This is a genomic window from Ulvibacterium sp. (assembly GCF_965228935.1).
Classification (GTDB): Bacteria; Bacteroidota; Bacteroidia; order Flavobacteriales; family Flavobacteriaceae; genus Ulvibacterium.
This window is the reverse complement of the sequence record NZ_OZ245846.1, coordinates 3,233,436-3,248,614: the sequence shown is the minus strand read 5'-3', so window position 1 is coordinate 3,248,614 and position 15,179 is coordinate 3,233,436. Positions and strand designations below refer to the sequence as shown.

The 15,179-nt window shown below is 41.1% G+C and carries 17 protein-coding genes; 6 read left to right on the top strand and 11 right to left on the bottom strand.

Annotated features, from left to right (window positions below; genetic code table 11):
• Window positions 1–17 precede the first annotated feature (17 nt).
• From ACO06Y_RS13615 to ACO06Y_RS13590, 6 genes are all read right to left on the bottom strand, one after another.
• A complete protein-coding gene (locus ACO06Y_RS13615; RefSeq protein WP_422079528.1) occupies window positions 18–857 on the bottom strand; it encodes a universal stress protein in 840 nt (279 codons plus the stop codon).
• Entirely contained in the window at window positions 854–1,708 is an 855-nt protein-coding gene (locus ACO06Y_RS13610; RefSeq protein WP_422079527.1) for a universal stress protein, read from the bottom strand. Before ACO06Y_RS13610 ends, ACO06Y_RS13615 begins: the two co-directional genes overlap by 4 nt.
• Before the next feature lie 85 nt (window positions 1,709–1,793).
• A complete protein-coding gene (locus tag ACO06Y_RS13605) occupies window positions 1,794–2,639 on the bottom strand; it encodes a universal stress protein (protein WP_422079526.1) in 846 nt (281 codons plus the stop codon).
• 81 nt (window positions 2,640–2,720) lie between these two features.
• Entirely contained in the window at window positions 2,721–3,560 is an 840-nt protein-coding gene (locus tag ACO06Y_RS13600; RefSeq protein WP_422079525.1) for a universal stress protein, read from the bottom strand.
• Between the two features lie 91 nt (window positions 3,561–3,651).
• The gene (locus tag ACO06Y_RS13595; protein WP_422079524.1) at window positions 3,652–4,707 is read right to left on the bottom strand and encodes a response regulator; all 1,056 of its coding nucleotides are present in this window, start codon (window positions 4,705–4,707) and stop codon (window positions 3,652–3,654) included.
• A 60-nt stretch (window positions 4,708–4,767) separates the two neighbouring features.
• Entirely contained in the window at window positions 4,768–5,994 is a 1,227-nt protein-coding gene (locus ACO06Y_RS13590) for a PAS domain-containing sensor histidine kinase (protein ID WP_422079523.1), read from the bottom strand.
• A 238-nt stretch (window positions 5,995–6,232) separates the two neighbouring features.
• Here ACO06Y_RS13590 and ACO06Y_RS13585 point away from each other — a divergent pair, with 238 nt between their 5' ends.
• Window positions 6,233–6,634, top strand: a complete 402-nt coding sequence (locus ACO06Y_RS13585) for a hypothetical protein (RefSeq protein WP_422079522.1) — start codon at window positions 6,233–6,235, stop codon at window positions 6,632–6,634.
• 22 nt (window positions 6,635–6,656) lie between these two features.
• On the opposite strand, the gene ACO06Y_RS13580 is transcribed toward ACO06Y_RS13585, so the two are convergent.
• Entirely contained in the window at window positions 6,657–7,100 is a 444-nt protein-coding gene (locus tag ACO06Y_RS13580) for a DoxX family membrane protein (RefSeq protein ID WP_422079521.1), read from the bottom strand.
• Between the two features lie 147 nt (window positions 7,101–7,247).
• Here ACO06Y_RS13580 and ACO06Y_RS13575 point away from each other — a divergent pair, with 147 nt between their 5' ends.
• From ACO06Y_RS13575 to ACO06Y_RS13565, 3 genes are read left to right on the top strand one after another with little or no spacing between them, the layout of a single operon-like run.
• The gene (locus ACO06Y_RS13575; protein WP_422079520.1) at window positions 7,248–8,333 is read left to right on the top strand and encodes an efflux RND transporter periplasmic adaptor subunit; all 1,086 of its coding nucleotides are present in this window, start codon (window positions 7,248–7,250) and stop codon (window positions 8,331–8,333) included.
• Window positions 8,330–9,592 carry an ABC transporter permease gene (locus ACO06Y_RS13570; RefSeq protein ID WP_422079519.1) on the top strand — a complete coding sequence of 421 codons (1,263 nt, stop codon included), beginning with the start codon at window positions 8,330–8,332 and terminating at the stop codon, window positions 9,590–9,592. Before ACO06Y_RS13575 ends, ACO06Y_RS13570 begins: the two co-directional genes overlap by 4 nt.
• A 2-nt stretch (window positions 9,593–9,594) precedes the next feature.
• Window positions 9,595–10,278, top strand: a complete 684-nt coding sequence (locus ACO06Y_RS13565; RefSeq protein ID WP_422079518.1) for an ABC transporter ATP-binding protein — start codon at window positions 9,595–9,597, stop codon at window positions 10,276–10,278.
• Window positions 10,279–10,309: 31 nt separating this feature from the next.
• Here ACO06Y_RS13565 and ACO06Y_RS13560 read toward each other — a convergent pair whose 3' ends face one another.
• Complete coding sequence (locus ACO06Y_RS13560) at window positions 10,310–11,422, bottom strand: adenylate/guanylate cyclase domain-containing protein (protein WP_422079517.1); 1,113 nt, start codon at window positions 11,420–11,422, stop codon at window positions 10,310–10,312.
• Window positions 11,423–11,541: 119 nt separating this feature from the next.
• Here ACO06Y_RS13560 and ACO06Y_RS13555 point away from each other — a divergent pair, with 119 nt between their 5' ends.
• Window positions 11,542–11,991, top strand: coding sequence for a hypothetical protein (locus tag ACO06Y_RS13555; RefSeq protein ID WP_422079516.1), 450 nt, complete (start codon window positions 11,542–11,544; stop codon window positions 11,989–11,991).
• A 13-nt stretch (window positions 11,992–12,004) separates the two neighbouring features.
• Here the strand turns inward: ACO06Y_RS13555 and ACO06Y_RS13550 are convergent, their stop codons facing one another.
• Entirely contained in the window at window positions 12,005–12,961 is a 957-nt protein-coding gene (locus ACO06Y_RS13550) for an ROK family protein (protein WP_422079515.1), read from the bottom strand.
• Window positions 12,962–13,207: 246 nt separating this feature from the next.
• On the opposite strand from ACO06Y_RS13550, the gene ACO06Y_RS13545 reads away from it, so the two are divergent.
• Window positions 13,208–13,615 (top strand): hypothetical protein, encoded by a 408-nt coding sequence (locus ACO06Y_RS13545; RefSeq protein ID WP_422079514.1) that lies wholly within the window; start codon window positions 13,208–13,210, stop codon window positions 13,613–13,615.
• A gap of 15 nt (window positions 13,616–13,630) precedes the next feature.
• On the opposite strand, the gene ACO06Y_RS13540 is transcribed toward ACO06Y_RS13545, so the two are convergent.
• Together ACO06Y_RS13540 and hpf are read right to left on the bottom strand one after the other, a co-directional pair.
• On the bottom strand, window positions 13,631–14,467 hold the full coding sequence (locus ACO06Y_RS13540; RefSeq protein ID WP_422079513.1) for a universal stress protein: 837 nt from the start codon (window positions 14,465–14,467) through the stop codon (window positions 13,631–13,633).
• Window positions 14,468–14,501: 34 nt separating this feature from the next.
• Window positions 14,502–14,801: a ribosome hibernation-promoting factor, HPF/YfiA family gene (hpf, locus tag ACO06Y_RS13535; RefSeq protein ID WP_422079512.1), complete on the bottom strand. Its 300-nt coding sequence runs from the start codon at window positions 14,799–14,801 to the stop codon at window positions 14,502–14,504.
• Window positions 14,802–15,179 lie beyond the last annotated feature (378 nt).

The window sequence follows — 15,179 nt, the reverse complement described above, 5'->3', positions numbered from 1 at the left end:
ACCTCCTATGATTAGAATCAGTCCCCAGGGATTACCAAAAATGGAATCGTGATATGGAACGTCATTTTTTGAATGACCGGCTCCCGTAATAGAAATTCCAGAAAGCTATGTTCGTAATTGACCATTGCCAACATTCCAATGTTCAATTCATCCAAAAACACCTGTATGGCCTTTGTCTTACTAGTGAAGTTCGGCATCCAATGTACGGTATGCTCCAAAGGTTTTAAATAGGTAATCAGGGTATTCAAATTCGATTCCTGAAACTTATTTAGGCGTTTCTCTTCGTTTATATGAACTACTCTTACGGCAGCGTTGCAAAGGGAGGTCATAAAACGTACGGGAGCCATCACCTTGGCATCAAAAGTCCTTTTATAATTCGTGGCAAAAGCTATCTCGGAAGGGGTTGTAAATTCCTTCTCGGTCGGAACAGCCAAAATAGGGCATTCCTTTACGGTAGTCATGACCTTGATAGTATTGCTCCCCCAAAAAACGGAAATTAGACCGGTAGTTCCTTTGTTTCCCAAGACCACTAAATCTATTTTAAACTCTTTTATGGCTTTCTTTACGGCGGCCATGAGATCCCTATTTTTGGAAAGCCTTTGATACTGATGCCTGGGATTAGGGTTATCCAAGTTTATTCTGTGAAATACTTTCTCCAAACCTTCCTTGGACCTCTTTTTCGCCAAGGTCACCGTTTCCTCTCCCCCACTTAAAAGTTTATCTGACCGCGATGGTCCTTCCCCATAGGCATTCAATAGAAAAAAATTACATTCGTTTTGATCAAAAAGCTTGGAAACATAAAACAATGCATGGTATGCATTATCCGAAAAATCGGTAAGAACCAGGATGTTTTTCATTTTTCATTTTTTTTGTAGGGTGGTATTACCATGAACGGAATGGTAACATGAAAACCGATTTTTTTGATGATGGGCTCAATAAACAAACGTTCCAAAAAAGTGTGCTTGTTCTGGATCATTACCAAAAGATTCTTCCTCATTTTAAGTTGAAAATTATTGATAGCCGTTATTATCTGTTGCTGTGGCAGGTCGTGGAATAAATGTGCGACATCGGTCAAAATAGCATTCAGCTTTTTTTTATGGGTCAGTTGTTCCTCGTTCAAATCCAAACCTTGTGATACATGTAGCACTTCTATTCTACTCATATGCTCGCGGGCGATATCTACCAGCTCTTGTAAATGTTCTTGCTGATAGTCCACTTCGTAATCGGTCGGGAACAAAATCTCCTTTGGCTTCTCATATTCAAAGCTTGAAGGTACAAGGATTACCGGACATGTTGCTTTTTTGATTACATGTACCGAATTGGTACCTATCAAGATTTCCTTGGCTCCCGTTGCTCCTTGTGTGCCCATTATGACCAAATCGGCTTTTTCATTTTCAATGGTATCCGAAATTTCATCCACCAGGGTGTTGAAGGCGGAATGTAGAAAAAAGGTATGCTTCGGGTTTTTAAATTCCCTATGGATACGATCCCTTAATTCCTCCAACTGAACCATGGTATCGGTCTGATACAAATCACCTAGACCGATTTGCCCCGGACTATGCAACATATATTCCGAGTGATAAATTGCCGGAGTATAAGTGTGCAATAGATAAAAAGTACATTCCTTTTCCTTAAATAGTTTAAGGGCATATTGTATGGCATTATAGGCATTGTCCGAAAAATCCGTTGGCAATATAATTCGTTTCATAATGTATTCTTTAAATGTTCAAATTCTAGGATTCCCTTTCACTTCTTTTTACAAACATGCCCATATCCTTTTATGATGTTCAGAATTACCTAAAAAGGTTTTGCATTACCATAAACGGAATCTTTATATGTAACCCTATTCTATCTATAGTGGATTGGTATAGCATATCTTCCAGATAAGAATGTCTGGAATTCACCAATACCAGCATATCAATATCCTTATGTACAATGTATTTGGTAATGGCCATGGTCTTATCCTTTTCTGAAACGGTCTCAAACGTCAATTCGGCCTTGGAGAGACACCCTTTAAGAAATTGTTGGTTGTCCTCTTGACGTAGCGAAAGCTTTTTAACCGGATTGATATATAGCAGATGTATAGTAGACCTGAAGGAGCCCGTGATTTCACATAACAATTTAAGTTCCCTCCTTTTGTAAGGGACCATATAATCCGTAGGGAAGAGCACATCCTTGGGTGCCTGATACTCATAACCTTCCGGAACTGCCAGAACAGGGCAATTGACATATTTGAGTACCTGTAGGGTGTTTGTGCCAAAAATGATTTTGCGATCATTGGTTTCCCCACGTGTCCCCATGACCACGATATCCATGTTTTCACGATTTACAAGATCATTGACTTCATCCGTCAACGAACCAAAAGCCGAAACGGTTTTATAAGTATGTTTAGGATTGGGAAAATGGGTCTTTATCTTTAACAGGATGCTTTTTAAGTGCTTTTCGGAATTTTTAAGGGTCGTTTCTTTCAGCTTCTCCAAAAAACTGCGCTTTACGGATGTTTCCTTTTCATAAACTTCATCCGCGTAGGCATGCACAATGAAAATTTCACTTTTTTCATATTTAAAAACACTGCAGGCATATTTAAGCGCATTGAATGCATTCTCCGAAAAATCCGTAGGAACCAAAATCTTTCTCATGATAACCGTTTGTTAACAAAATTAAATTCGCCAACACCCAAAAACCATGATTTTAGTCAGTTTGGCCAAACCTAAGGGCTATTACTCATGCAACACCAAAAAAGGAATTTCCGTATGATAACTAATTTCCTCTATTCTTGGTTTAAAAAGGATTCGCTGAAAAAAGTTCAAGTTTTTGGCCACCATGGCAACAACATCCGTGTCCCTGCTCTCGGAAAAACATTGTACTGCAGTTTCCAACTTTGTGCCTGTAAGCGAATGGAAAGTATGTTCCACATCCTTAAGGTAATCGTCCAGGAACTCTTTGTTTTTAACTTGTTCCCCATTCAATTGCTCTCCCTTCTTGGAAATATGTAGTATTCGTAATATCGATCCATGGGTATTCACCATCTCGATCAAAGTGTCCAATACCTTTAGATCATAACCTAGATGATAGTCCGTTGGAAAGACTATTTCCTTTGGGATCCTATAAGTCGCATTCTCGGGAACGGCGAGCAAGGGGCATTTTACCTTGGTGATAACATCCCCTGTATTGCTTCCAACGGTCACCTTTTTTAAACCAGAGGCGCCTTTGGTTCCCATGATTATCAAGTCTATCTTTTTCTGTTCTACTTGTCTCTTAATACTATCCACAAAAAAATCGTACAACGCAATCGTAACAAAAGTGTGTCCTTGATTTACAAAACGATTCTCAATACGGTCCAATAGCAATTGTAGATTCTTTCGACTATCTTTTAGTATGGTCTCCTCAAGAAGCTTCGGGGATACACGAACAGAGCTGCTGGCCCCGGAATAGGGCGGCACGGGATTAATATGCAAAAGGTAAAAAGTACATTTGGATTTTTTCAGTAATTCAAGGCCGTATACAATGGCATTCCAAGAATTCTCGGAAAAATCAGTGGGCAATAAAACCTGTAACATGATTGGTCCGTTTTGTAGTTTCCAGCAAAGCTAGTTTAGCCAGACCGACCAAAAAATGATTTAGATCATGAAATCCGTTAAAGCGGTTAGATCAAGAGATGTTGCAAAGTCTTTCCTTATCCAGTATTCTAATATTTCTATCCTCTATGGTTATCAGGCCTTCCTTTTTAAAATCGGAAAGTGTACGGATTAAGGTTTCTGTAGCCATACCGGCCACTCCCGCAAGGTCGCTTCGTAAAATATGGATATTGCCCTGACCGTCCTTTTGAAGTTTTTCGTCAAACCTTAAAATAGTGTGGGCCGTCTTCTTACGGACCGATCCGTAGGCCATTTGTAGCAATTGTTCCTTAATATCGGAAAGATTTTCGGCCAGCAATCTAACCAACTCCAGGACCAGTTTATGGTTTTCTTCCAAGATTTGTTTTAACCGCTGTTTTGAAATACCGGCCATTTTGGTGTCTTCCATGGCCGTGGCATATTCATGATAGGGGATATTGTCCGTAAAGCAGGTAAATCCGAAAAAGTCGTCCGGCTTGTAGATTCCGGTAATAAGTTCCTTTCCATGCTCATCCAACTTATGGGTCTTCACAATGCCCGAAATCACCAAATATACCCAGTTGGAGTGATTCCCTTCACTGTAGATCAGCTCTCCATGGGAATGAAAAAACTCTTCGCCTTCATCATAAATATAGTTTTTAAGCCCATTCAGGTTTCTAATCCCTCCCTCGAACAAATGACCGTCATCCTCATCCTTTTTACCGGATTCACGAAGGATTGCAACTTTTGCCAATCTACTTTCGATCGCCCCTATCAATTCGGACTCCTCATAAGGTTTGGTCAAATAGTCGTCGGCACCCAATTCCATTCCTTGTCGTATATCCCTTCTCTCGGTCTTGGCAGAAAGGAAAATGAAGGGAATGGACTTCGTGGTATCGTTTTCAAATAAGGTCTCCAGGACTCCATAGCCATCCAATTCGGGCATCATGATATCACAGATGATAACGTCCGGAAGATGCTTTTTTGCCAGGGCCACTCCTTTTTTCCCATTTGCTGCGGTAATTACCTCATAATCGGATAGTTCTAAAAGTTCGGCCGTATTCTCCCTCAGAACGGTATCATCCTCTATAAGGAGTACTTTTTTTGGCATAACAATTGGTTTTGGGATTTTCACTTCACAAAATCCATTAAAGCTACAAATTAAGCAATCCTAGGCTTTTGCCAAAGGAAGCTCTACGGTAAAGACACTTCCGGTATTCTCCTTACTTTTAAAATAAATGTTGCCTCCAAGATTTTCCACATGGGCCTTAATAATATTAAGGCCAATGCCCGTACCCTGGGTCAATAACACGTTCTCCGCCCTAAAATATCTATCAAAAATGTGCTTTTGATCGGCTTCGGGAATACCGATTCCTTGATCCTTGATATGGAAGGTAATTTTATTTTCGGAAATATTTACAAGGAAATCTATTTCCGTATCCTCGGGGGAATACTTTATGGCATTGTGCAAAAGATTGGTAAGGGCAAGTGCCACGATCCTTTCATCCTGGCTAATGATGATATCATCTATATTTTGTGGATAGTTTATTTTTTGACCATCCTTAAGAATCATATTGGCATCATAAATGACCTCATTCACTACCTTGCTCAAAGAAAAATCCGATAATCGGTATACCTCCTTTCCTTGCTCCAAACGTTCAATGGAGAGGAAATCCGTCAAAATGGTATTAAGCCTACGCACTTCGGCAATTATGGTCTTTAAGTGTTTTTCCCTTTTTTCCTGCTGCTCTTCCGTATTGTACTTCCCTACCAAGGTTGCCGCAGTAAGAATACCACTTAGGGGAGTCTTGAATTCATGGGATACCAAGGAAAGGAATTTGGTCTTAAGGTCGTTCAATTCCCTTTCGCGTTGTAGGGCATCCTTTATTTTGTCTTCGGCCTCCTTTCTTCGCTTTACTTCCCTTTTAAGCTTGGCTACGGTATCCCGGAGCTCCTGCGTACGCAATCTTATTTTTTTTTCCAGCTGCGTATTGAGCTCGTAAATTTGGTTATCCTTTTCCTTAATTTCAGAAAGATCCTCGATCAAGGTAAGTACATATTTGTTTCCATATAACGAAAAAGGACTTAATCCTACCTGTAGCGGAATTTGATCTCCATTTTTATGAAGTCCAGATAAATTCCTTCCCTTCATTTTGCGTATACCGATATCTTCCCAATAAACCCCCTCCGCCAATTTCTTGTGTTTTTCCCTTTGGGTATTTGGAATGAGAATGGACAATTTTTGGCCCAAAAGCTCGTCCTTATCATATCCAAAAAGTTCGTCGGAACGCTGGTTGGAAGCGACAATTTCCTGCTGTTCGTTCACCACAAGAATACCTTGCAAGATAGATTCCGAAAGCAATCTAAAGATGTTGCTGTTTTTATCGAAGACCCGCATATAACAAAGTTAAATGTTTACCAATTGTCCAGCGATATAAAGTCTTTTAAATCGTACCACTTTAACACCTATCACAAAAGGTGTTTTAATCACCGATACCGTATGTTCGGGATTCATGTTTACCCCCATTTTTCCGAAATGCAAAAGTTCAACAAAACAATATTGAAATGGTATGACGAAAATCATTTTTGATACTTGAATTCCTATCTAATTTAGTCCATCGTTTCAACAAGTTTAAATGGGTAAAAGCAACAAGATGGATTGGCAAAAATTATATTGGGAAACCGATGACTGGGTTTCCTATCTATCATTTTACAAGGACGAGCTACAGTTTCTGCAAAAGCTTTTAGATCGGTTTTTTGAGGATATGGTACAATATCAGAACTTGGATGAAATTCGGGAAGAGGTCATGCGTTTTCAGGATTTGAAATATAACTGTTCCAAACTTTTAGCCAACACAAGGGAGCACCGGTATCAATTGGCACTGGCCATGGACAAGGAGGATTATGAACAGGGTATGACCCAACAAATACATTTAAGGTTACAAAAAAGCTTTCAAGATTTTACTTTGGTCTTCACCGCTACAAAAAAGGAAATTCAGGATATTACCAAGGAACTAATGGAAAGTTTAAAACAATAGGAAGCATTGTATAGTCTTTAGATTATGACGATCTCTTCTTTTTCCGCTCCTTATCCAACAAAAAGACCAATAGACCTAAAAAGACTATGTTTTTCATGATGTATTGACCCAAAAGTGTGAGACCAAAAGGGGCTTGGGTAAACGTAAGCTCCGGAAAAAAAAGAAAAGGAGTAAAAGTAAGTATCATATGGACCAAAGCCAGTAATATGGCAAACCGATTCAATAGACCAAAAATCAAAAGAAGACCTAGGCCCGTTTCCCATATGGCCAAAAGGATCAAGGATACATCAGGACGCATAAGGCCCAAGGTCAGCTCATGGATGGTATCCATAGCTATGGTCTCTGCCGGACTCACTCCAGGAAAGAATTTTAACATCCCAAACCATAAATAAAGAATGCCTATACAGGCCAACAGCATGCTGTTTTTGGATATCCTGTCCTTGAAGGTCATTACCAATTCCTTCATAGAATTCATTTTATGGGCTAATCTATGCTTCCCTAAAGATGTAAAAGATGATAAATATCATGTTTATTCAATTTTTATCACCGTAAAATCCCAGGTTCGGACAAACACACTGGCAAGTTTCGTAATTTTAAGACCTTTAGATATACCATGAGAAAACGAATTCCAATTTCCGTCATAGCGCTTCTCATTGTTTCTTGTAACTCCAATAACGAAGGGATTACCCCAGAAAAAACTACCTTGGTAGAATCGGTCTATGCCTCCGCGCTGGTGCAACCGGACAGTCTCTATGAAGTGTACTCCTCCGTAACCGGTATTTTGGACAAACAGTTGGTAGAAGAAGGAGATACCGTTTCCAAAGGACAACCCCTGTTCCAAATTTTCAACAAGATGCCGGAACTCAACCGGGAAAACGCAAGGTTGAACCTGCAATTGGCACAAGAAGAGCTCGACGGGAATGCGGCAGTACTTGATGGGCTCGAAAAAGAACTTCATACGGCAACCTTAAGATTTCATAATGACTCTATTAATTTCATGCGCCAAAAACGTCTATGGGAGCAAGGGATAGGCTCCAATACGGAGTATGATAACCGAAAACTTCAGTTTGAAAGTTCCCTCAACAATCTTCAAGTACTACAAAACAGCTATGCACGTACAAAAAACGATTTGCAGACACGGATGCAGCAGGCCAAAAACAACTACCAGACCGCTATCGTCAATACCGGAGATTTTACCATAACGAGTAAGATCAATGGAAAGGTCTATGCCATTCATAAAAACGAGGGGGAAATTATTACGGTCCAACAGCCCTTGGCCAGTATGGGCAATTCCGCTGTTTTCATTGTGGAACTTTTGGTGGACGAGGTAGATATCGTAGCCTTAAAAAAGGGGCAAAACGTGTTGATTACGTTGGATGCCTACTCCTATACGGTCTTTGAGGGTAAAATAGACAAGATTTATCCTAAAAAGGACGAACGGACCCAAACCTTCAAGGTAGAGGCAATTTTTGACCAGATGCCGGAGGTACTGTACCCTGGGCTTGCAGGGGAGGCCAATATCATTGTGGCCCAAAAGGATAACGTTCTAACCATTCCCCTGGAATATCTTATGGATGATAATACGGTTATGACGGATGATGGCCCACAAGAGGTAATCCCTGGTATTCGAAATTTGAAAAAGGTAGAAATTCTATCAGGTATCGATGAGAATACCAAAATTTATAAACCCGGACCATGATCAATTGGAGGGTCATATTGAGCATATCCCGGACGCATCTGCTTTCCCGGATAAAGCAAACGGCCATTGCCGCATTGGGCGTCACTTTCGGTATCGGGACATTTATCATTTTGGTCAGTTTCATGACCGGTCTTAATGGGCTCCTGGACGGTCTCATATTGGACCGTACACCCCATGTACACATTTATAACGAAATAAAACCATCGGAAAGGCAACCGGTGGATCTCTATAATAAAATCAAAAACAGTTTTACCAAGGTTCGTTCCATAAAACCCAAGTTCACCCAAAGAAAAATCCATAATGCCCTACCGCTTATGGACCAACTGAACAAAAATCCCAAAGTAAAAGGAGCCATTCCCCAATTGCAGGCCCAAATATTCTACATCTCCGGTTCTATTGAACTGGGAGGAAACCTTGTGGGCATTGATGTCCTGGAAGAAGTACGACTTTTTAACTTTGGACAATATGTAGTAGAGGGAAGCCCGGAAGCTTTGGATAATCTGGACAACGGAATTCTCATAGGTGCCGGGGTGGCCAAAAAAATGTCCTTGAATGTGGGCAATACCGTTCAGATAAGTACGGTCGGAGGCGATCTTTTCCCTTTAAAGATCGTAGGCATTTATCAAAGCGGCCTCGCCGAGTTGGACAATGTACAAAGCTTTGCCAATTTAAAAACAGCGCAGCGCATTCTGGGGGAACCCAGAAATTACTTTACGGACATCAATGTAAAGTTGCACGATATTGAGGATGCGATCCCTATGGCCCATCAAATTGAAAGACAGTTTGGACTCACCGCAGTGGACATTAAGACGGCCAATGCCCAATTTGAAACAGGTACGGCCATTCGGAACCTTATTACCTATGCCGTCTCTATTACACTCTTGATCGTTGCCGGATTTGGAATCTACAACATCCTTAATATGCTCATTTATGAGAAGATGAACGATATTGCCATCTTAAAGGCGACGGGGTTTTCCGGAAGGGATGTAAAATACATTTTTATCAGCCAAGCCATACTAATTGGTCTGGTAGGCGGTATTTTAGGGCTCTTCATAGGTTATGGGATATCCGTGGTCATTGATAACTTACCGTTTGAGACAGAGGCATTGCCTACCATAAAGACCTTTCCTGTAAATTACAATCCGGGATACTATGTCATTGGAATTACCTTCGCCATGGCATCCACATTCTTGGCAGGGTATCTTCCGGCAAGAAAGGCCCAAAAAATAGATCCGGTCGAAATTATAAGAGGACAGTAGCCATGGGAACGGAAAATATTTTGGAGGCCAGGGGTATCAACAAATATTTTAGGGAACCTGTTTTGTTCCATGTGCTTAAGGATATTGTTTTTAGCATTAAAAATGGGGAATTCGTCTCCATCATGGGAAAATCGGGTTGTGGAAAATCCACGCTGCTCTACATCCTATCCACTATGGATACGGATTACGAAGGAGAGCTCTTTTTGAACGGGGAAAAGGTAACGGGCAAGCATCATGAGGAATTGGCCAAGATCCGTAACCAGAATATCGGTTTTGTTTTCCAGTTCCACTATCTCCTATCCGAATTTACCGTCTTGGAGAACGTGATGCTACCGGCCAAAAAACTGGGGCTAAAATCCTTGCAGGAAATAGAGCATGATGCCATGGAGAAATTGAAATTGCTCCATATTGATGACCAGGCCAAAAAACTGGCTTCCCGTATCTCCGGGGGTCAAAAGCAACGTGTGGCCATAGCACGGGCCTTGATCAATGACCCTGCCATTATCATGGGGGATGAACCTACGGGCAATCTGGACAGCCATAATTCCGAGAACGTCATGGATATCTTTAAATCATTGGCACAAGAACGTAATTTATCCTTGTTAATCGTGACCCATGATACCGATTTTGCCGAGAAAACGGACAGAATCATCGAAATGGGTGATGGACGGATTTTAAGTTCGTAAGGTTTCTATGGACCATTGAAGTAACGGTTTCCTAGCCCTTGGAAGGGGATGAATCGAAATCCATACGGAACAGTTCAATGGCCTCTGTTTTTCCTTTCAAAATCAGATTGCCGATTTTGGTAAACAAAAAAGTATCGTTTTGGGAAAGTAGCTTCAGCAAATCATTCGAAATCAAAGTTTTGGCATTATATACATTACATTCCTCTTGAATGCGTGATGTTGTATTCAATATATCTCCAGTATAGATGATATCTTTTTTTATAATCCCGATTTCCCCTACGGTAACCTCTCCTACATGATAGCCCGCCTTAAAACTTGGGACTACGCCAAACCGTTTCCAATAATATGCATTTCTTTTCTTGAATCTGTTGTCTATTTTACGAAAACACTCCAAACAGTTATTATGGTACAATCCGTTCTTTAGAGACCAGGTCACTACTATTTCATCCCCAACATATTGATAAATCTCTCCTAGGGTCTCTAAAATGGGATTTGTCATATCCGCATAATACATTTTCAGAAGGGTGAAGTATTCCAAATGTCCCAACTTTTCGGCAATGGATGTTGAGGATTTCATGTCCAGGAACATAAAAATCCGTGTCTCCTGCTTGGGTTTATGATATTTGCCCAGGGCATAGTTATAGATCGCTCCATTCCCTAAGTGAGCGTTTGCCTCCGAATAGAATAATGCCACATCCAAACCGGCAGCTGCATAAATAATTACGCTCCAGAATGCAAAACTCCTTATGAACTGCGATACATTTTCAAAGGCTATCGGATCATAAATAGGTATCCCAAGGCGGCGTGCATTGGTTATCAATGCCAATAAAATCAGGAACAACGTAAGAAACAGAAGGTAGAAAGCACTTTTAAATAAAATTTTCACCCAAAATCTATTCTTTGCAAAATGCTTTCTCAGCCATGTGACCTCGATCCACCCCTGAATCAAACCGGCTAAAAAGCTTCCTATGCCAACATGAATCAGGGCGTTTTTAAAATCATACTCCACCCCGGTGCTCGGGTATATCGTAAGTCTACCCAAAATACCTTTCTCCAGAAGTACATAAATAAGACCAAATGCCAACCATATGAGTCCAAAAGCCAAGGTTTGCCTAAAATATCGTTTATACTTTGGATGAAGCATGCGCTAAATGTAAAAAAATAAAGAGTAGGTCACTGGAAACTAAGATGACTACCCTGACAAAAGTCATATTAATCATATACCATCTTCCCTATTTTTAAGTAATCTAAAAAAGCAAGACCATGGGAAATTTTCGAAGCAGGCCAAAAGGGGACTACATAAGGAATACGGACTGGCAGGAACTTTATGTGCTAACAGAGCACTGGAAGTCCGACCTACTTTTTTATAGGGACGATTTAAAATTTTTGCATAAGCTTTTGCAGCGATACTTCATCTGGATTACCAAAGAGGAAAATCTGGATGCTGTAAGGAATCTAGGACAAAGTATCCTGGGTGATTCCAAAACCTGCAATGACCTTTTAAGCAAGATAAAGGAGCACCTTTCCCATTTGGCCAATATCATGGAAGAGCCATTTAAGAATAATGCCCATGAATTCCGTACTGAGCACGAAGAATTGGAGGATCATATTTCCCAATTTATAAAGGGCGTCCGGGAAAACAGGAAAAAAGTGTTTACATTAACGGAGCACGTTTTGGATAGTGAACATTTGGAGCATTTGTTACAACGCTGATTTTTTGCTATCGTTATGACAAGGCCAATGCTGCCGGCCCCAAAACGGAATGGGTGCTGGGTGCATTGTAGATCAACACCTTTATCTTATTTCGGTAAGCGTTAAAAAGGTTATGTTCCATACTGGCAATGGTAGGATTCAATAGAATATCCCCTGCTTTGCTAAGTCCCCCGGAAAGGATTATTGCTTCGGGATCAAGATGAGCGGCTATGTCCGCCATCTTATTGCCCAGGGTAAAGCCGGTTCGTTCAAAAGCCTCCAAGGCCACGGGATCACCTTCCAAGGCCGCATCCGCAATCATTATTCCGGTCATTTCGTCAAAACTGACCCCTCGCAATGGCGAATCCTCGGTCATATCGGCTAGAAGTTCAAAAACAGTCCGCTTTATCCCGGTTACCGAGGCGTAGGTCTCCAGGCAACCCTGCAAACCGCAATTACAATGTCTGCCATTGGGATCCACATTCACATGGCCCAGTTCCGCCGCCATGGCATGTGCCCCCAATAAGAGTTTACCGTTTACGATAATACCGCTTCCAAGGCCTGTTCCCAACGTAAGCGCCACAAAATTCCTCATTTCTTTGGCAGGGCCAAATTTTAAATGACCCAAAGCGGCCGCATTGGCATCGTTGGCGATGGTAACCGGCAAATCAAAAACCTTTTCTATAGATTTTACCAGGGGAATAATATCTCCCCATTTGAGGTTGGGCGGGTATTCTATATTTCCGGTAAGGGAATTGGCATTGGGAGCCCCTACTCCTATGGCCACAATTTCGGGTAGTTCCGTGACTTCGGATTTTAAGCCCTTGATTTCCCGCTCCAAGTTTTCCATAAAAACAGAAAAAGGCTCCCTGGCACCCGTTCTAAACTCTTTGGAAGCCAAAATTTCGCCTTCTTCGGTAACCAGGCCTACCTTGGTATAGGTACCTCCAATGTCTATGCCCCAAACCGCCTTATTTTTCCCTTTTGCCATTACGGTATAAGTTTGCTGCAAATCAAGGCAAATAAAAAATGAATCTTGCTGATATTTATCATTTCGAAAGAATTGTTTATCAAATAATTTGAACCCCCTATTCCCAAAAGTATGAAATGACCCTTATGAAAACCAAGGCTCCGTTACAAAAACTGAAATTGGAAAATTGCGAGCATTTTCTTTAATTTCGCCGGATTCCCAACCAAATAGTTGCGACCATTATATGTATTTCTAAAATTGGATCCTATGTCGTATCAGGAAAATATTCAGAACGAAATGTACCAAAACTTGGGCAAGCTTTTCTATGCCGTTGCCATGGCGGACAAAAATGTAAGGCCCAGGGAAGTAATGGCGTTACGGGAAGCCGTACGCGAACAGTGGTTGGATGTAGACGATACAGAGGACGAATTTGGTACCGATGCCGCATATCAAATTGAAATTGTATTTGATTGGTTGCAAAATGAAGAATCGGATGGTGATACCTACTTCATGGAGTTCAAGTATTTCTTCAAGGAACACCGTTCCTTATTTACAAAAAAAATACGTGAACAAATCTATAGGACGGCCAGGGCCATTGCTGTTTCCTTTGCGGGCGCCAATAAGTCCGAACTTGTTCTCCTTTCTAAACTAAAATTGTTGCTGAAGCAGGAATAGATCCTAAAACATCTTCTAGATTTTAAAGGTCATAACCGGTAAACTGGCACGATTGGCCAAATCCTCCCCAATACTCCCCTGAAAAAAATGGGATAGACCCCTACGGCCGTGGGTAGGAATGGCAATCAAGTCCGCACCACGTTCCTCGGCATAATTATACAGGCCCTCTTCCGTGCTATAATCGTTCCGATGTGTTACCTGTATATGGCCAGGAACATCCCCGTGATGTGCTACACGTAAAAACGAATCTTTTTCTCGGGCTATCTCCTCCGAACTCTTAAAATGGACATGGGGCAAGTTGATGTATACCGGAAATACCTCCGCATTCCAAGGTCTGAACATTTGTAGGGCCCTATGGTAAGCCGGTACGCCCTCTATCTTAAAATCACAGGCAAAAACGACTTTGTCCACTTTAAAATCTTGAATGCGCTCCTTTATAACAAGTACGGGGACACTCGAAGTCCGTACTACCTTTTCTGTGTTGGAACCTACAAAAAATTTTGCCAGACCACCCGTCCCATGCGAACCCATTACGATTAAATCGACATTTTGTTCAAGCGCCACCTTGTTCAGCTCTTCAAAAATCTTATAGTTCTGTACAATCTCCATCACTCTGATACCCTTCAGATATTCCTTGTCCAAAAATTCGGCAAACCTTTTTTTGGTGAGCATCATATAAAACTTGGCCTCCATAAATTCCTGGGCCTCGTTCTTGGTAAGGATAGCCTCCGATAGTCCCAACATATGAAGTACCAGGATACTCGCTCCCGATTCCTTGGCCAAAGTGGCGGCCACCTCCAATGCATGGGCGGAACATTCCGAAAAATCTATGGGTACCAGAATCTTGTTCATCTACGTCCAGTATCAAAAATGCGGTTCATACTTCCTAATGTTTTTGAAAAGTGGATTTTCTCTTGCTCAATTGCTTTTCCAGTTCCTTAATAGTGGAAGCAGCCGCCTTTTCAAAGTCATCTTCATCGGATTTTGCAAAAATCCTTGGGCCTGGGGCACTGAGCTCCATTTCACAAATCTTTCCTTTACCGGTAGGATCTTTTTCTTGTTTAAACTGGACCTGGGCCCTGATAATCCAGTCATATTTTCTGGCAAGTGTATTTAACTTTTTGGAAACCAATGCTTCCATGGCCTCACTAGTAGGCATTTGGATAAATTGAACATCAATAGTCATTACAAATCAAATTTATAGTTACCCTAAAGCTAGAGCTATGGCTCGATTTAAATCATGATAAAAATCAGTATTTCAAATCTAATCCATAGGAATCTGGGCAACGAGACCATACATTGATGAACAAAAAGAGCAATGAACTTCCATTGTATTCTTAGGATACGCCTTCATTACATTTCCCTTATAACTTTAGAATCTATTTTGGAACCAATGGGGATTCATCAAAAGACCGGGGTACGGCAAGCATCCCGGTCTTTATTGCAGTATCGTAAGTGTTCATGGACGCAGGTAGCAATACCGTACATACTTCCATCGCTGAAACGTATATGCCATTTACAAAACCTTGGAACACTACCGATTCCTGCTTATCCTTTTAACTAT